The sequence below is a fragment of the Asanoa sp. NPDC049475 genome (assembly GCF_040676915.1).
Classification (GTDB): Bacteria; Actinomycetota; Actinomycetes; order Mycobacteriales; family Micromonosporaceae; genus Asanoa.
On sequence record NZ_JBFAPY010000004.1, the window covers coordinates 512,345 to 529,166 of the forward strand.

Annotated in this window: 18 protein-coding genes; 8 read left to right on the forward strand and 10 right to left on the reverse strand. The window is 74.1% G+C overall.

From position 1 onward, the window contains the following. The first annotated feature begins 18 nt into the window (after positions 1-18). Both atpF and AB0J88_RS17925 read left to right on the forward strand, forming a co-directional pair. On the forward strand, positions 19-501 hold the full coding sequence (gene atpF, locus AB0J88_RS17920) for a F0F1 ATP synthase subunit B (protein ID WP_364343164.1): 483 nt from the start codon (positions 19-21) through the stop codon (positions 499-501). A gap of 243 nt (positions 502-744) precedes the next feature. Next, positions 745-1,347 carry a hypothetical protein gene (locus tag AB0J88_RS17925; RefSeq protein ID WP_364343161.1) on the forward strand — a complete coding sequence of 201 codons (603 nt, stop codon included), beginning with the start codon at positions 745-747 and terminating at the stop codon, positions 1,345-1,347. Between the two features lie 3 nt (positions 1,348-1,350). Here the strand turns inward: AB0J88_RS17925 and AB0J88_RS17930 are convergent, their stop codons facing one another. Then, the gene (locus tag AB0J88_RS17930) at positions 1,351-1,695 is read right to left on the reverse strand and encodes a TraR/DksA C4-type zinc finger protein (protein WP_364343158.1); all 345 of its coding nucleotides are present in this window, start codon (positions 1,693-1,695) and stop codon (positions 1,351-1,353) included. A gap of 9 nt (positions 1,696-1,704) precedes the next feature. Then, positions 1,705-2,832 carry an FAD-dependent monooxygenase gene (locus AB0J88_RS17935; RefSeq protein ID WP_364343155.1) on the reverse strand — a complete coding sequence of 376 codons (1,128 nt, stop codon included), beginning with the start codon at positions 2,830-2,832 and terminating at the stop codon, positions 1,705-1,707. A gap of 66 nt (positions 2,833-2,898) precedes the next feature. On the opposite strand from AB0J88_RS17935, the gene AB0J88_RS17940 reads away from it, so the two are divergent. Further along, entirely contained in the window at positions 2,899-3,471 is a 573-nt protein-coding gene (locus tag AB0J88_RS17940) for a TetR family transcriptional regulator (RefSeq protein ID WP_364343152.1), read from the forward strand. Here AB0J88_RS17940 and AB0J88_RS17945 read toward each other — a convergent pair. From AB0J88_RS17945 to AB0J88_RS17960, 4 genes are all read right to left on the reverse strand, one after another. Then, positions 3,468-6,074, reverse strand: coding sequence for an AAA family ATPase (locus tag AB0J88_RS17945; protein ID WP_364343149.1), 2,607 nt, complete (start codon positions 6,072-6,074; stop codon positions 3,468-3,470). The genes AB0J88_RS17940 and AB0J88_RS17945 overlap by 4 nt on opposite strands. 81 nt (positions 6,075-6,155) lie before the next feature. Continuing rightward, positions 6,156-6,977, reverse strand: coding sequence for an alpha/beta hydrolase (locus AB0J88_RS17950; RefSeq protein ID WP_364344546.1), 822 nt, complete (start codon positions 6,975-6,977; stop codon positions 6,156-6,158). A 161-nt stretch (positions 6,978-7,138) separates the two neighbouring features. Then, on the reverse strand, positions 7,139-8,197 hold the full coding sequence (locus AB0J88_RS17955; protein ID WP_364343146.1) for a PQQ-dependent sugar dehydrogenase: 1,059 nt from the start codon (positions 8,195-8,197) through the stop codon (positions 7,139-7,141). A gap of 31 nt (positions 8,198-8,228) precedes the next feature. Continuing rightward, positions 8,229-8,486 (reverse strand): hypothetical protein, encoded by a 258-nt coding sequence (locus AB0J88_RS17960; RefSeq protein WP_364343143.1) that lies wholly within the window; start codon positions 8,484-8,486, stop codon positions 8,229-8,231. Between the two features lie 92 nt (positions 8,487-8,578). Between AB0J88_RS17960 and AB0J88_RS17965 the strand changes: the two genes are divergently transcribed. Together AB0J88_RS17965 and AB0J88_RS17970 are read left to right on the forward strand one after the other, a co-directional pair. Then, positions 8,579-8,752: a DUF4236 domain-containing protein gene (locus AB0J88_RS17965; protein WP_089248056.1), complete on the forward strand. Its 174-nt coding sequence runs from the start codon at positions 8,579-8,581 to the stop codon at positions 8,750-8,752. A gap of 79 nt (positions 8,753-8,831) precedes the next feature. After that, positions 8,832-9,329, forward strand: coding sequence for a potassium channel family protein (locus tag AB0J88_RS17970; protein WP_364343140.1), 498 nt, complete (start codon positions 8,832-8,834; stop codon positions 9,327-9,329). Here the strand turns inward: AB0J88_RS17970 and AB0J88_RS17975 are convergent. Further along, entirely contained in the window at positions 9,310-10,206 is an 897-nt protein-coding gene (locus tag AB0J88_RS17975; RefSeq protein WP_364343138.1) for a hypothetical protein, read from the reverse strand. The genes AB0J88_RS17970 and AB0J88_RS17975 overlap by 20 nt on opposite strands. A 25-nt stretch (positions 10,207-10,231) precedes the next feature. Beyond that, positions 10,232-10,750 carry a VOC family protein gene (locus AB0J88_RS17980; protein WP_364343136.1) on the reverse strand — a complete coding sequence of 173 codons (519 nt, stop codon included), beginning with the start codon at positions 10,748-10,750 and terminating at the stop codon, positions 10,232-10,234. Between the two features lie 57 nt (positions 10,751-10,807). On the opposite strand from AB0J88_RS17980, the gene AB0J88_RS17985 reads away from it, so the two are divergent. Together AB0J88_RS17985 and AB0J88_RS17990 are read left to right on the forward strand one after the other, a co-directional pair. Beyond that, on the forward strand, positions 10,808-11,266 hold the full coding sequence (locus tag AB0J88_RS17985; RefSeq protein ID WP_364343134.1) for a MarR family transcriptional regulator: 459 nt from the start codon (positions 10,808-10,810) through the stop codon (positions 11,264-11,266). 155 nt (positions 11,267-11,421) lie between these two features. Beyond that, positions 11,422-13,485: a tetratricopeptide repeat protein gene (locus AB0J88_RS17990; protein WP_364343132.1), complete on the forward strand. Its 2,064-nt coding sequence runs from the start codon at positions 11,422-11,424 to the stop codon at positions 13,483-13,485. Here the strand turns inward: AB0J88_RS17990 and AB0J88_RS17995 are convergent. Both AB0J88_RS17995 and AB0J88_RS18000 read right to left on the reverse strand, forming a co-directional pair. Beyond that, a complete protein-coding gene (locus AB0J88_RS17995; RefSeq protein ID WP_364344543.1) occupies positions 13,431-14,828 on the reverse strand; it encodes an ATP-binding protein in 1,398 nt (465 codons plus the stop codon). The genes AB0J88_RS17990 and AB0J88_RS17995 overlap by 55 nt on opposite strands. Positions 14,829-14,872: 44 nt before the next feature. Next, complete coding sequence (locus AB0J88_RS18000; protein ID WP_364343130.1) at positions 14,873-15,529, reverse strand: response regulator transcription factor; 657 nt, start codon at positions 15,527-15,529, stop codon at positions 14,873-14,875. Between the two features lie 96 nt (positions 15,530-15,625). On the opposite strand from AB0J88_RS18000, the gene AB0J88_RS18005 reads away from it, so the two are divergent. After that, positions 15,626-16,753, forward strand: a complete 1,128-nt coding sequence (locus AB0J88_RS18005; RefSeq protein WP_364343128.1) for a hypothetical protein — start codon at positions 15,626-15,628, stop codon at positions 16,751-16,753. The last annotated feature ends 69 nt before the right edge of the window (positions 16,754-16,822 follow it).

Genomic DNA, 16,822 nt, shown 5'->3' on the forward strand with positions numbered 1-16,822 from the left:
CCCGGTCCGGAGGTCGCAGTGTTCGACATCGACAACCCGTATCTCGCCATCACGCCGCTCCTGCCCGAGGTGCTGATCGGTCTCGTCGCGTTCGGTCTGCTCGCGCTCGTGCTGATGAAGGTCGTGTTCCCGCGGATGGAGCGCACGTTCGAGGCTCGCGCCGACGCGATCGACGGTGGCCTCGCCCGGGCCGAAGCGGCCAGGAGCGAAGCCGAGCGGCTCCGCGACAGCTATCGCGAGAAGCTGGCCGAGGGACGCGCCGAGGCCGCGGCGATCCGTGAACAGGCGCGGGCCGAGGCGGCGCAGACCCGGGCCGACGCGTTGGCGGCCGCCCGCGCCGAGGCGGACGCGATCGTCGCCGCCGGCCGGGAGCAGCTCGTCGCCGAACGCGCCGCGGTCCACCGTGGTCTACTTCCCGACATTGACCGGTTGGCCGCCGAGCTCGCTGACCGGATAGTCCACCAACCCGGCCGAATTCACTCAGCTCATCGTGGACATTAAGGGCGAACGCACCTGGTCAAGGGTGGTTCCTGTGCCCTTCCCCCTCGAACAAAGGGCGCCGGGCCTGGTAGCGTCCGGCCGACCGGGCCGCTCAAGGACGGAGGTCGACCGGTGACCGACAACCGGGTTAAAGGCCGCGTAAAAGGGTTGTTCGGCGGGACGACTCCGGACAATGGCCACCATGTGGTCGAGCCCACCCCCAGTGAGGCGCTCGTGGAACCCAACTCTCACCAAGCACTCTCCGTGCTGACCCTTGCCCAGCGCACCGCCGACGAGCACATCGCGGCCGCCCAGCGCCAGTCCGAGCAGCTCCTCGCGGAGGCCCGCCGGGCCGCCGACCAGGTCGCCCGCGAGGCGCAGGGCTACTCCGACGAGATGCGCCGGCAGGCCGACAAGGTGCTGTCCGACGCGCGCGCTTCGGCCGAGCAGTCCGCCCGCGAAGCGGCCGCGCACGCCGACGACGTCCGCACCGAGGGCGAGCGTGTGCTCAACGAGGCACAGGCCACGGCCGAGCAGGTCGTCACCGACGCCACCGAGGCGGCGGAGCGGATGGTCGCCGAGGCCCACGCGACGGCCGAGCAGGTCGCGCAGGAGGCCCAGGACGCCGCCGACGCGCTCGAGCAGGACGCGCAGCGCCGCTACGACGAGCAGGTCGGCAGCCTCCAGCCGCAGCGCGAGGCGTTGCAGCAGGAGATCGAGTCGCTGCAGCAGTTCGACCGCGAATACCGGGCGCAGCTCGTCGCGTTCATGCAGGGTCAACTCCGCGCGCTCGGCGTCGAGACGCCGGCCAACGTCGGCAGCGAGACCCAGATGCTCAACCAGCTCTCGGTCGTCCGCGAGGCCTGATCCTCAACGTCTTCCGGCGGCGCAGGCCACGCAGGTGCGCGCCGCCGGCAGGACGGCCAGGCGTTCCGGGTCGATCGGCTCACCGCAGCGCTCGCAGCGGCCGTAGCTGTCGGCGTCCACCCGGGCCAACGCCGCGTCGATCGCCGTCAGCCGGTCACGGGCGCGCTGCAGCATGGCTCCCGCCTGGGCACGTTCGTACGCGATCGTCTGGCCCTCGGGGTCGTGCTCGTCGTCGGTCGCCGTGCCCGTCTGCGCCGTGACGATCCCCTCGACCACCCGGCTCAACGTCTCGATCTGCGCGACGGTGCCGGCGCGCTCGGCCCGCAGCCGCTCCTCCACGTCGCCCATCGGTCAACCCTAGGTCGCGGGCGGGGTCCAGGAGGCGAAGCGGGCCATCGAGCGGAGGCTGGCCTTCGGCGGCGTGAACCTGATCACCGCGTTGCGCAGCGCGACCGCCACCGGGTTGTGCAACTGCTGGCCGAACCGACCCATCTGGTACGCCGCCCGCGCCACCTGCTGCGACCTCGGCCGCCGCGCCGTGTCGTAGGCGGCCAGCCCCGCGCCGAGGTCACCGGCCGGGTCGCAGTAGGCCGCCAGCACCACCGCGTCCTCGATCGCCTGGTTGGCGCCCTGGCCGAGGTTCGGGGTCATCGCGTGCGCGGCGTCACCGAGCAGCGCGACCCCGCCCCGCACATAGGACGGCACGGGTGTCCGCAGGTAGCGCAGGTCGTCGCGCCGCACGGTGTCGGTGGCGGCCATCAGCGCCGGGATCGGGTCGTGCCAGTCACCGAACCGGGCGCGCACCTGCGCGAGCTCGTCGTCGTAGTGCGTGTCGCGCGGGGCGTTGACCGCGCCGAACCAGTAGACCCGGCCGTCGCCGAGCGGCACCATGCCGAACTCGGCACCCGGCCCCCAGGTGATCGCCACGACCAGCGGACCGCGCCATGGCTCGGCGGTCACGCCGCGCCAGGCGGTCGTGCCGGCGTAGGCGGGCGACGGGACGGTGGGCCACAGCCGCCGGCGGACCGCGCTGTCGATGCCGTCGGCGGCCACCACGAGGTCGGCCTCGCGGCCGTCGACCCGGGGACGCGGGCCGGACACCACGTCGTGCACCTCCGCCCCGGTGACCACCGTGCCCTCCGGCAGCGCATCCAGCAGCACCCGGTGCAGCGTGGCGCGGTGGATGCCGACCGCGGACGTGCCCAGCACCCGGGCCAGGTCGGCGCCGTCGATCTGGCTGAGCCAGCGGCCGTCGGGGGTGCGCAGCCCGCCGGACGCCTCGATCTGGCCCTCGGCCCGCACCGCGTCGCCGACCCCCAGCGCGTCGAGCCCGCGCATGCCGTTGGCCAACAGCGTGATCCCGGCTCCGACCGGGGCGATCCGGGCGGCCCGCTCCAGGACCGTGACCTCCCAGCCCCGCCGGCGCAGGCCGATCGCCGCGCTGAGCCCACCGATCCCCGCACCGACCACGACGGCAGTCGCCATGACCCTTCCCACCCTTCTACAGCTGTAGAAGGCCATACTACAGCTGTAGAAGAACAGGAGCCGTCCGTGACCCGCTTCACCGACCTCACCGATGCCGCGATCTCCGTCGTGGCCGAGCAGGGCATGCGCGGCCTCACCCACCGCGCGGTCGACGCGCGCGCGGGGTTGTCCATCGGCACGACGTCGGCGTACTTCCGCACCCGCAAGGCGCTGATCGAGGGGCTGGTCCGCCGGCTCGCCGACCTCGACAACGCCGATGTCGCCGCGCAGGAGCTGGACGCCTCGGAGGGTTTCGCCGAGGGCGTGGCCCGGGTGCTCGACACCTGGCTGACGGTCGGCCGCGAGCGCACCCTGGCCCGCTACGCCTGCCTGCTGGAGGCGACCCACCACCCGGAGCTTCGGACCATCCTGGAGTACGGGCGGTCGTCCCGCGACCAGGCGCGCGCGCTGATGACGGCGGCCGGCGTGGCCGACCCGGCCCAGGCCGGCGACCACTTCGTGGCCTGTGTGGACGGCCTGCTCTTCGACCGGATGGTCGGCGCCGGCGCACTCACCGCCCCACCGCCGGGCACACCGGAGAACCGGGCCGACCTGGCGACCGCCGTGCGCCGCCTGCTGGCGGCGTTCACGTCGAGCTAGAGCGTGTTGGCCAGTTCGGTCCGCGAGCGGACACCGAGCCGGCTGAAGATGTTGCGCAGGTGGTGGTCGACCGTGCGGGTCGAGAGGAAGAGCTGGGCGGCCACCTCCCGGTTGGTCGCACCGCTCGCCACCAGCTGGGCGATCCGTTGCTGCTGCGCGGTCAACGACAGCCCGGGTGCCGCGGGCTGGTCCGACGCCTCGCCCGCGGCCCGCAGCTCGGCCGTCGCCTGCGCGGCCCAGACCGGCATGTCGACCAGGGCGAAGCCTTCCGCCGCGCGGTGCAGGTGCGGCCGGGCGTCCCGGGGATGGCGCGCCCGGCGCAGGTCGCGACCGAGCAGCAGCTCCGTGCGCGCCCGTTCGAAGTCGCCGCCGTCGACCGGGTGCAGCCGCAGTGCGTGGGCGAACTCGGCCAGCGCGACCTCGCCCCCGCGCGGTGCGAGCAGGGCCCGGCAGCGGGCGGACAGCGCGCACCGGGTCGGGTCGCCGGTCGCTGCCGCCCATCGGCCGAACACCGCCGCCGCGTCACGGCCGGCCGCCGGGTCTCCGGCCGCGGCCGCCGCCTCGACGAGGTACGGCGCCGCGGTCATCTGGATCAGCAGGGTGCCGCTGCCGGAAGCCGGGTCGGCCATCGTGACCAGCCGGCCCAGCGCGTCCGAGGCGCGGCCTGCGACCAGGTCGAGCACGGCCAGCGCCCACTGCACGAGCGCGCGCGGCCGGCCGGCGGGTGAGCCCGAGCGCAGCTCCCGCATCCACCGCATGCACTCCGGGGCGTCGCCGCGCAGCGCGGCCAGCAGCGCCAGCAGCCCGACCAGGTTGCCCGCGGCGGCTCGCTGGCCGCAGGTGCGGGCCACGTCGAGCCCCTCCCGCGCGCTGGCCGCCGCGGCCGCGTAGGCGCCCATCCAGTACTCGACGAAGGTGCGCAGCTCCAGCGCCCGCGGCAGCAGCGCGACGGCGCCGTTGGCCCGGGCCAGCTCGGCGGCGCGCTCCAGGGCGCGGTGCGCGGCCGCGTCGTCGCCGAGCAGCAGCCCGGCCGACGCCGTCGAGACGAGCACCTCCGGGTCCGAGGTGTGCAGCTCGAGCACCGAGCGCAGCGCGGGCCGAGCCCGCTCGTGGTCGCCGCGCAGCGCCGCCGCGAGCCCGGCCACCTGAGCCGACCGCACCGGGTCGACCAGGCCCGCCCGGCGCAGCTGAGCCGCCCGGCGCAGCACCTCCCGGTAGCGCGCGTGGTCGCCGTGCAGGCACACCGCCTCGCCGGCCAGCACCAGTGCCCGCCAGGCCTGCTCCGGCCGGCCGGGTGCCAGCTCGTCGGCGGCGGCCAGCAGCAGGTCCAACGCCTCGCCGGGCGTACCGCCGCGCAGGGCGATCTCGCCCGCGAGCAGCGAGCCGGTCGCGCCGGCGCGGGCCAACAGCCGGCGGGCACGGCCCGGATCGCCACCCAGCCAGGCGTAGTGGGCCGCCGCCACGCGGCGGGCCGACGCGGGGCCGGCGTCGGGGGTGAGCTCGGCCGCCCGTTCGAGCGCCACCGATCCGACGGGACAGTCCACGACGGACGCCGCCGCGCGCTCGATCTCGTCGGCCAGCCCGGCGTTCGGCGGCGGGGTGGCGGCGGCCAGGTGCAGCAGCCGGCGCAGGCGGTTGGTCTCGCCGGTCAGCAGCCGGGCCAGCGCACGATGCGCGCGCTGCCGCTCCGCCAGCGTGGCCTCGGCGCGCACCGCCGCACGTGCCGCCGGGTGCACGAAGGCGCTGCCGCGGACCAGCCCGGACCGTTCGGCCGAGGCGAGCGCGCCGCCGGCCAGGCGGGCCAGCAGCGCGGGATCCAGGCCGTCGTCGAGGGCGACCAGCAGCAGCGCGCGCCGCGTCGCCGGCGGCAGGGAGCCCAACCGCGTCCGGTACGCCCGGTGCAGCGCGCCGTCGACAGGCAGGGCATCGGGCGGCGGGTCGGTCCCGCGCCGCTGTGCCGGGGTCAGCGCCAGGGCCAGGTCGTGCAGCGCCGCCGGGTTGCCGCCGGCCAGCGCGACCAGCACCTCCGCGAGCTCACCGCGTACGCCCTGGTCGGCGAGCACCTCGGTCGCCGCGGTCTCGTCCAGCGGGGCGAGCCGCAGCGCGGTGCCGTCGAGCGGCGGCCCGGTGGTGCCGGCGAACAGCACCGCGATCCGGTGGTCCGGAGCCCGCCGGGCGAGGAACGCGAGCACCTCCAGCGACGGCGGGTCGATCCGGTCCGTGTCGTCGACGACGAGGAGCACCGGTCGGCCCCGGCTGCGGGCGACGACCGCCTCGAGCACCCGGGTGCACAGCCGCAGTCGCTGCTCGGCGGTCCGGGGCCGGCGGACGGGTGGCGGCGCGGGCAACCGGTGCAGGGCCGCGTACGGCAGGTCCGTCTCGCCGGCCAGCCCTCGCACGTGGAGCCGGACGAACCCGGGCGCCTGCCGCGTCGCGTGGGCGAGCAGGGCGCTGCGGCCGGACCCCGGGTCGCCCTCGATCAGCAGCACGTCGCCCGAGCCGTGCGCGACCCGCCACAGCAGCCGGCTGATCGCGGCCAGCTCTCTGGACCGGCCGCGCAGCACCGCATGCTCATGAACATGCACTGCCGGTGCAACAAGCATGTGTCCAGTGTCACCTATCCGAAAGCTCCTCGCAACAAAGACGCCCGTCTATTGACGGGCGCCTTTGTCGGTCGCGTTCGGTCAGCTGCTGGGGCAGGTGTTGCGGTACTCGTCGATCGCGCTGCCGCTCGGGCCCGGGCAGAGGAACTGTTCGTAGCGGGTGTCGTTGTCGACGAACCGCTTGAGCCAGGCCACCATCTGCCGGCCGGTCGGCGTGTTGGTGCTCTGCGGGAAGAAGTGGCTGGCGTTGTTGAGCTCCAGGTACGCCTTCTCCGCCGACGCCGGGATGCTGTTGTAGAACGGGATCGAGTGCGACGCCACCGGTGCGACCGAGTCGCTCTCGCCACCGATGATCAGCGTCGGCACCTGCAGCTCCGACCAGGTCTTGTCCGTGTTCCAGGGTGCGAGCGGGATGGCGGCCTGCAGGGACGGCCGGCGCGAGGCGGCCTCGAGCGTGCCGCCACCACCCATCGAGTGCCCGCCGACCGCGAGCCGGGTGCCGTCCACACGGGAACGCACCGAGCTGCTGTTGACCAGGTAGTCCAGCGCGGCCAGCAACTGCGTGCCGCGGCTGGAGGGCTGGTCGAAGCGGCTGTTGGTCTCGATGCCGATGACCACGAAGCCGTGCGAGGCGATCCGGGGGCCGAGCCAGCTGATGCTCGACCACGCGGCGGTGTAGCCGGGCGAGAGCGCGATCGCGCCGAACGTACCGTCGCTGGTGGTGGTCGGGTAGTAGATGACACCGCCACCGAAGCCGCTGACCAGCGAGGAGACGGTGGTCGACGAGGTGGCGTACGGGCCGCGGGAGGCGTCGAGGATCGAGGTCGTCGGCGCGGGGCCGCGCTCGTACGGGTTGTCGGCGGCGAGGGCGTTCGGCACGCCCGCGACGCCGACGGCGAGCACAGCCGCGGCGGTCGTCGCGAGCAGACGGATGGCTGTCTTCACGTGGGGGGCTCCTGGTCCGTCGGGGGACATCGACGTTGACCAGTGTTTGGCGCGGCCACGCGGACGCGCATCGGCGAAATCGCCGGTGTCGGACGGCGGCGTGCCCGACGGTGGGGGAATCAGACGGTGATGCGCAGAATCCGGTCGTCGCCCGGGGCCGGGTCGCCCCGCCCGTCGTGGTTGGACGTGAGCACCCACATCGACCCGTCCGGCGCCGCCGCCACGTGCCGCAGGCGGCCGTGCTCATCGCGCAGCAGCGCCTGCGCCCCGCCGCCGTCGGTGCCGATCATGTAGAGCCGCTCACCCCGCAGGCAGGCCATCCACACCCGGCCGTCCGGACCGACCGCGATGCCGCTGGGCGACGCGTCCGCGGTGCGCCAGGTGGCGATCGGGTTGGTGAACGCCGGGTCGGTGGAGTCGCCCTCGGCCTCGGGCCAGCCGTAGTTGCGGCCGGGCTCGATCCGGTTGAGCTCGTCGTAGGTGTTCTGCCCGAACTCCGACGCGAACATCGCCCCGCTCGCGTCCCAGGCCAGGCCCTGGACGTTGCGGTGGCCGTAGCTGTAGACCGGGGTGGCGCCGAAGGGGTTGCCGGGCGCCGGGGCGCCGTCGGGCGTCAGGCGCAGGATCTTGCCGCCTAGGCTGCCGCGGTCCTGAGCCGTGTCGCGGTCCCCCGCGTCGCCGGTGCCGACGTAGAGCATCCCGTCGGGCCCGAGCGCGATCCGGCCACCGTTGTGGTTGCCGGCCTTGGGGATGCCGGTGAAGATCGTCTCGCGGGTGTCGGGCCGGTCCGGATGGAAGCGCGCGACGCGGTTGTCACCGTCGGCCGTGTAGTAGACGTAGACCCAGTCGCCGGCCGCCGCGATGCCGAGCAGGCCGCCCTCGCCCGCCGGCGCGGCCTCGTCGACCACCGTGAGCTCGGTGGCGCTGCCGCCCCGCACGGTCAGGATCCGGGCGGTGTCCCGCTCGGTGACCAGCGCCGAGCCGTCCGGCCGGAACGCCAGTCCCCAGGGAGCACGCAGGTCGGTGACCACGTCGGTCACGCTGGCCGGCGCCGCGTCCGGCGCGGACGGGACCGACGGCTCGCTGAACCAGCCCCGCCAGGCCGCGATGCCGCCGAGGGCGGCCACGACGAGGGCGACGACGGTGACCATGGTCAACGCGATCCGAGCCCGGCTCACCGTTCGAGAATAGCGCCGCGCGGACGGGGCACTACGAGGGCGAGGAAGGGAGACCGACCATGCTCTGCATCCGCTCGAAGGACTCCGTACTCAGCATCGGATCGAGGGGCTCGGTCCTTTCGATCGGTTCGATCGGGTCCGTCTGCAGCATCGGTTCCATCGGCAGCGCCTTCTCGGCGTTCTCGATCGGCTCGTGGGCGAGCGCCCTCTCGCTGCTCTCGGCCGCCTCCGAGCGCTCGATCATGTCGTGGGCGTCGCGGGCCGCCGTTATGAAGGGCTGACCGTCCACTGAGGCGGTTTCGCGAACAGACCCACTGGGAACATTCCTGCCGACCCCGGCGCGCACCGGACGCCGTGGGCGAGACGAAGGAGTGCTCGATCATGGGTCTGATGTTCCGCAAGCGGAAGAAGATCGGCCCGATCATCCTGAACTTCACGGAGAACGGCTTCAGCTCCTGGAGCATCAAGATCGGTCGCTGGTCGTGGAACTCCCGGGCACGCGCGCACCGCGTCGACCTGCCGGGGCCGCTGTCCTGGAAGCAGGACAAGAGCTGACCCTCCCCACCTCGTGGCGTCCTTCCCATAACACCGGAAGGGCGCCACGAGTACGTCTGCCCTGAGTAGATTGTCCGATATGAGCCGGGCAGCCTGGTTCCGGGTGTGCGCGGCGGTCGTGCTGCTGGTCGCGCTCTACTACATCGTGCCCGTCGAGGGGGGCGACAGCGGCTGGCGGCTGGTGCTCCGCGCGCTGGCGTCAGCGGTGTTCATCGGCGGCGCGATCGCGCTCGTGGTCTGGCAGATCAGGCGCCGACTGCGCAGCGACCAGCTGCCGCTGGAGGGCCTGGCCGTCGCATTGGTCGCGGGCGCGATCGCGTTCGCGCTGGCCGACTACGTGTTGGCGATCTCCCTGCCGACCCAGTTCGTGGGACTCTCGACCCGCACCGACGCCCTCTACTTCGCACTGAGCACGTTGTTCACCGTCGGCTTCGGCGACATCCACGCGTCCGGCCAGGGCGCCCGGATCCTGGTCATCTTCCAGATGGTGTTCAACATCGTGGTGCTGGCGACAGGCGCGTCACTGCTGATCAACCAGGCCACCGCCCGCGTACGCGCTAGCCGGAAGGAGAAATGACCACGTCGCCGCCGAGCCGGCCGGACGGCGGCTCGCGGGTCACCTGGCCCGCGCTGAGGAGCGTGGTCAGCACCCGGTTGGCGTCGGCCGCCCGGTAGACGGTGTCGGTCACGGTGAACTGGCGCAGCTCGGTGACCGTCGCCCGGCCCACCTCGGCCAGGTGGGCCAGCAGCTCCCTGCGCAGCGGCCCCGGATGCGGCCGCTCGGAGATGTCGAGCAGGTGCCCCTCCGGGTCGTGCGGGTCGCGGTAGCGGACACCGGCGTATTCGTCGACCGCCCACATCGCGTCCTTGAACGTGTCGAGGCTCTTCCCCGAGCCGGTGGCGAACGCGACCAACCGCGCGCTGCCGTCACGGGCGACCAGCTCGACGTCGGCGACCAGGGGGAACCCGGCCGTGCTGAGCAAGGCCCGGTGCTCCCGGAAACCCGCGGCCAGCACCAGCAGCAGCTCGCCCGGCTTGCCCCGCGCGACCGCCGCCAGCGTGGCCGCGGCCGGCGGTCCGCTCGGGGCGTCGAGGAAGGCCAGCAGCGGCGCGCCGGTCGCCGACGCGGCGATGAGCACGGCCGGCAGCGTGTCGACGCCGCCGTCGACGGCGTGGATGTCCAACCCGGACGGCCGGTCGAGCTCCTGGTAGACCGCCTCGAGCGCAGCCCGGTCGGGGCTCGGCGCGACCACCGGCGCGGTCAGCCGGCGCCCACGCAGCAGGTCGGTGAACTCGTCGAAGACCCGAAGTGCCGCCTCGGGGAGCCCGTCCGGCGGGCCGTCGTAGGCCTGCGCGAAGGTGGCCCGCTTGGACCGGTGCAGCGCGGCCGGGCCCCACGCGTCGAGCTGCCGCACGAGGATCTCGCGCACGACGTCGTCGATCGGCCCGCCCATGCCGTCAATTCTGGCGGAAAAGACCTCACGCCGGAACGGAGATCCCGACACCGCCTCGCGTCTGGCCGCCGTAGCGGGCCTTCTCGGCTTCGAGGTCGAGCCGGCCGATCCGGCGCCGCGCGTCGAGGGCGGCGTCGTCGAGCTGGTCGGCCGGGATCAGCCAGACGATCTCGAACTCGAGGCCGTCGGGGTCGCGGCCGTAGAGCGACTTGGTGCTGCCGTGGTCGGAGGAGCCGACGAGGGCGCCCGCGGCGGCCAGCCGCTCGGCGGTCGCCGAGAGCTCGTCGAGCGTGTCCACCTCCCAGGCGAGGTGGTAGAGGCCGACGGTGGCCCGCCCGGCCGGCGACGGCCCGGCACCGGCGAGCTCGAACAGCCCGAGGTCGTGGTCGTTGGCCGAGTCCTTCGCCTGGAGGAACGCCGCGCCGGCGAACCCGTCGGGCGTCATAGCGACCTTTCGGAAGCCGAGCACGTCCTGATAGAAGGCGACGCTGCGCTCCAGGTCACTGACGAAGAGGACCGCGTGGTTGAGTCGGTGGATGCCCATGCTCACAACGGTAGCGCGATCTAGTTGAGAGTTCAACTAAGCGCGTATGATGTCGCCATGACGCGATGGCTGGACGACCAGGAGCAGGCGACCTGGCGTGCGTTCCTCGGTGCGACCCGAGCCCTGATGGATGCCCTCGACCGCGAGCTGCAGCACGAGGCCGGCATGCCGCACGCCTACTACGAGATCCTGGTCAGGCTCTCCGAGGCACCCGAGCACAACATGCGGATGAGCGAGCTCGCCGACGCCTGCGGGTCGTCCCGCAGTCGCCTCTCGCACGCGGTGGCGCGGCTGGAGGAGTCCGGCTGGGTGCGGCGTCAGGACTGCCCGACGGACCGCCGCGGCCAGCTCGCGGTGCTCACCGACGAGGGGATGCGCCGGCTCACCGAGGCGGCGCCCGGCCACGTCGAGGGCGTACGCAGCCATCTCTTCGACCAGCTCAGCCCGAGCCAGGTCACCGAGCTGCGGCGGATCAGCGACGCGATCCTCGGCGGACTCAAGGAGCACCGGGCATAACGGGCGTGCGCCATACGCACGCCCAGCCAGCCACGTGCGCCATGCGCACGAAAGGACGACTTCCTCCGACACAGGCCCTGGTCACGTAGGGTCCGGTCAATATCTCGGCCAACTGGCTCTTGTACAGAACGTCGCCGGGCAAGCACGATGAGGCGATGTCCATCGGCCTCGGTGACCTCACCACGCGGGCGCAGGACCGGATCCACGCCGGTGACCTGGCCGGCGCGGAAGAGCTGCTCGGCAGCGCTCTCGCCACGGCCGACCCCTCCCCCTCGACGGCCACCGACGAGCTCGCCCTGGCCGCCGCGTTGCAGGCCAAGGTGCTGCTCTCGCTCGGCGAGGCGCACGGAGCCCGGGGCTGGGCGTCCTACGCCTACTCGGCGACCACCCGGCTCTACGGCGCGCACGACCCGCGCACGATCGACACCGCCACCACGCTCGCCGCGGTGCTGCACCGGGTCGGGGCGCACGAGCGGGCGGCCCGGCTCTACCACGACGTGATCCTCGAGCTGTCCGCCGCCGAGGGTCCCGAGTCGGCGCGCGTGCTGGCCGTCCACGCCGACCTGGCCACCGTGGAATACGCCCGTGGCGACTGCGCCGCCGCCCGGGCCCGGCTCGAGGACGCCTGGGAGATGCACCGCGAGGTCTACGGTGACGACCGGCCGGCCGGCATCCGCATGCTGGCCAAACTCGGCGCGATGGAGCGCGACTGCGGCCGACTCGAGGCCTCGCACGCCCACCTCGCGCTGGCCCAGGAGCTGTGCCGCACGCACCTGCCGCCCGAGCACCCGCTGATCGCCCAGGTCGCCGCGCTGGCCCGGGCGGCGGCCGATCCCGACCACGTCTGCGCGGTCGAGGACAGCGAACGGGTCGCCACCGCCGGCTCGGGTCCGCCACCGCCGCGCTCGCCGATCTCCCCGGCCGGCACCGGCTACGCCCGCCCGTTCACGCCGGTGCCCGAGCACATCCCGCCGGCCGTGCCCGAGCCCATGGCCCCGCCGCCCGTGGCGCCGACCCCGCTCGCCCCACCGCCGGTGGCCCCCGCCCCGGTCACCCCGACGCTGCGCGACGGCTTCACCAGCGGGTCCGCGCTCGATGACGACGGGCCGCTCCGGCCCCGGCACGCGGCCGACGACGACGTGCCGACCCGCTTCGCGTCAAGTTCCGACCTGCGCGACGCGTACGCGACCGAGACCTACCCGCCCGACACCGAACCGCCGCTGGAAGCCTGGTCCCCGCCCACTCAGCGCGCCCCGGAGGTCCCGCTGTGGCCCGAGGACGCGCGCAGCCGCCCGGGGTGGTCCGGGCGCGCCAGCGACCAGGCGCAGTCGGAGTGGGCTCGCCGGCGGGAGCCCGCCGAGACCGGCGACGAGGTCTGGCGCCGCCAGGAGAGCTGGGACAGCACCAGCAGCGAGACGTGGGACGATCCCGGTGGCCAAGGGTGGGACGACGGCACCGGGTGGGACGCTCGCCCGGACGACGAGGCCTGGGCGGCGGCCCGGCGCCGCGACGACGAGCGCTGGGCACAGCCGCCGCCCGAGCAGCCGGAGCCGGACCCGGATCCGGAGATGGCGCCCCACCAGGACTGGGACCGCGCCGCCTGGGGCACCGAGCCCGGGGCCGCCGCCCTGCCCGCCGGTGCACCGGCCTATCCCCGGGAGCTGGAGGCCGGCGAAGAGGCGGAGCGCCGTGCGACCCGGCTGCCGGAGCGGCGCCCGGCCGAGCAGCTGCCGGTCCCCTATGCGAAGCCCAAGCGCCGCGTGACCCCGCTGGTGATCGCCGGCCTGCTGGTCGTCGTGCTCGGTGCCGCCGCGGTGATCGCCGGGTTCGCGCTGATCGACGGCAACGGCACCGGCACCGGCCCGGTCAGCCAGCCGACCACGCCGCGCACCGTGCCGCCGACCAGCACGGCGCCGCCACCCACCACCGCGCCGCCGACGGCAAAGGCCGGCACCCCGCCGGGCAGTGTCGCCCTGGACGACGGCACCGACCAGGTCACCCTGCGCTGGAAATACCCGACCGGCGCGGCCGGGACGGTCGTGGTGTCGGCGGGCCGCACCGGCCAGCAGCCCCGCCCGATCGAGCAGCTGCCCGCCGGCAGCGACAACTTCGTCGTCTACGGGCTCGACCCGACCAGCGACTATTGCTTCGTCGTCGGCGTGAACTACCCGGCCGGGGTGGTCGGCCGGGCCAAGCCCGTCTGCACCGACCGGGGCTGAGGTGGCGGGTTGTCCAGCCCGGCGTCGGCGATCGACGCGGCCGGCAGCCGCACGGTGGCCACGAGGCCCGGCGCCGCGTCGCCGAGCGTGACCGTGCCGCCGTGCCGGGCGACGAGCTCCCGCACGATCGACAGGCCGAGCCCCGCGCCGCCGGCGTCCCTGGCGCGGGCGTCGTCGAGCCGCGTGAACCGGTCGAACACCCGCTCGCGGTCGGCTTCCGGGATGCCCGGGCCGTCGTCGGTCACGGTGATCTCCACCTGGTCGCCGGCCAGGGTGGCGCTCAGCTCGACCCGCTCGCGGGCGTGCCGCACGGCGTTGTCGACCAGGTTGGCCACCACCCGGTCGAGCGCCGCCTCGTCGCCGACCGTCCACGGCGCTCCGGCGACCGGGCGCAGGGTGACATTGGCCGGATAGCGGGCCGCGATGCCGGCGAGCAGCGCACCGACGTCGACGGGGCCGGTCACCGGGTCGGGGCGGCCGGCCAGGTCGTCGGAGCGGGCCAGCAGCAGCAGGTCGTCGACCAGGCGGCCGAGCCGGCGCACGTCGGCCAGCAGCTCCTCGGCGTCCGGCGCCTCCCCGATCCGCTGCGCCACCTCGAGCTCGGTGCGCAGGTTGGTCAGCGGCGAGCGCAGCTCGTGCGCGGCGTCGGCGACGAACGCCCGCTGCCGCGCCCGCGCGCCCTCCAGCCGCGCCAGCATCCCGTTGAGCGTCACGGCCAGCCGGTGGATCTCGTCGCGGGACGCCGGCAACGGCAGCCGGTCGGCCCGGGCACCGTCGGTGATCGCCTGCGCGCCGGCCCGCAGCGTCTCGACGGGGCGCAGGGTCGCGCCGATCACCCGCCAGGCGATCGCCGCGAGCAACAGGACCAGCAGGGGGTACGCGATCAGCAGCGAGTGCTTGAGCAGGTCGACCGCGCGCACCAGGTCGCCGAGCGACTTCGCGACCAGCACCGTGCGCGGCTCGTCCCGCGTGCCCGCGTCCACCGCGACCACCTGCACGGGACCGGTGACCCCGATCCGCTGCCCGTCGATGTAGACACTGTGCGCCTTGTCGCTGCCCCGCGCCGCCCGTTCGTCCGGGTAGAGGAACGGCACCAGCCGGTCGGCCCCCAGCGACGCCGCGACCACGCGGCCCTGGCCGTCGATGACCTGGGCGCGCACGTCGTCGCCGGAGACCGGCAGCGGGTCGGGCAACGAGTCGGCGGCGATCAGTTGGGCCAGCTCCGCGGCGGTCTTGGTGGCGGCGTCCTCCGCCCCGCGGTGCAGAGTGCTGCCCAGCACGCTGACCAGCAGCACACCGCCCACGAGCAAGCCGGCGACCAGTCCGGAGACGCCGACCACCATCAGGCGGCCGCGCAGGCTGAGCCGGCGCCACACCCGCGCGGGTTTCACGGCGCCAGCCGGTAGCCGGCGCCGCGGACCGTCTCCAGCCGCTCCCGACCGATCTTGCGGCGCAGGTAGCCGACGTACACCTCGACCGCGTTCGGCGCGGTGTCCAGGCTGGCGTCCCAGACGTGGTCGAGCAGCTCGGTCTTCGAGACCACCTCGCCCGGCCGGCGCATGAGGTATTCCAGCAGCGCGAACTCGCGTGCCGTCAGCCCGACCGCCGCACCGCCCCGGGTCACCGAGCGCTGCGCCGGGTCCAGGCTCAGGTCGCCGACCTCGAGCACCGCCGGCCGGGCCGGTGCGCCCCGGCGCAGCAGGGCACGGAGCCGGGCGAGCAGCACCACGTACGAGAAGGGCTTGGTCAGGTAGTCGTCGGCGCCGCAGTCCAGCCCGTCGGCCTGGTCGTACTCGCCGTCCTTGGCCGAGAGCATCAGCACCGGCAGCCACCGGTCCTCGGCCCGCAGCGCGCGGACCACCCGGTAGCCGGACAGCCCCGGCAGCATCACGTCGAGGATCATGGCGTCGTACTCGCCGTGCCGGGCCAGCTCCAGCCCGCTGGGTCCGTCGCCGGCCACGTCGACCGCGAAGCCCTCGGCCTGGAGCCCACGCTGGAGCGCCGACGCGAGCCGCGCCTCGTCTTCGACCACCAGCAATCTCACCAGCAAAGCGTGCCATCCCGAGGGCATCGGTTGACAGCTCTCTCAGCCGCGTCACAGCCGATGCCCGGCATCATGTTCCGCAGGAGGTATCCGCCCATGTCTGTCCTGAGCAAACGTCCGGTGCTGCGCTGGCTGGTTCCGGCCACCGCCGCGGCCGCCGTCATCGGTGGTGGTGCCGCGGTGGCGACCGTCGCCGGCGCCGCCGACCCGACCCTCCCCGACCGATCCGCCGCCCAGCTCCTCGTCGACCTGCAGACCGCCCGCCTGGACGGGCTCTCGGGCACCGTCGTGCAGCGGGCGGACCTCGGCCTCCCGCCGATCGCGAGCCTCGCCGGCATGCTCGGCGACGACAACTTCGCCTCGCTCGTCAACGGCCAGCACACACTGCGGGTCTGGTACGCCGGCCCCGACAAGGCGCGCGTCTCGCTGCTGGGCGGCGACGCGCAGACCGACGTGATCCGCAACGGCTCCGACACCTGGCTCTGGAGCAGCCGGTCCAAGACCGCCACCCACGGCAAGATCAAGGACGGCGACGGCGACCACGGGGCGCCGCCGGCCGGGCTGCCGACCTCTCCCCAGGAGGCGGCCGACCTCGCGCTGAAGGCGATCGAGCCGAGCACCCAGATCAGCGTCGGGCGCTCGACGAAGATCGCCGGGCGCGACGCGTACGAGCTGAACCTGACCCCGAAGGACCACGAGTCGCTGGTCGGCCAGGTGTCGATCGCGATCGACGCGACCGAGCACGTGCCGCTGCGGTTCCGGGTCTACCCCTCGGCCTCCGACAAGGCGGCCTTCGAGGTCGCCTTCACGATGGTCAACTTCGACCGGCCCGACGACGCGCAGTTCGTCTTCAACCCGCCGGCCGGCACCAAGGTCACCGAGTTCGAGGACGCCGTGAAGGCCGCGACCGGCGGCAAGGACCGCAAGGCGCTCGAGGACAAGATCGCCAAGGAGCGGCAGCAGCCTGCGAAGGGCGAGGCGCCGACGATCATCGGCGAGGGCTGGACCACCGTGGTGATGGCCAAGCTCGACAAGAACGGGGGCGGCGACGAGCCCGGGATCGCCGGCCTGCTCGGCCAGCTTCCCAAGGTCAGCGGCGCCTGGGGCAGCGGGCGGCTGTTCACCAGCCACCTGGCGACCGGGTTGCTGACCGACGACGGCCGGGTGTTCTTCGGGGCGGTCAGCCCGGAGCGGCTCTACGAGGTGGCGGCCAGCCACCGCTGACCAAGATCAGTTGGAGCGCCCGGTCCTTCGGTGGCCGGGCGCTCCGTCGTATGCGGCACTACAGTTGCG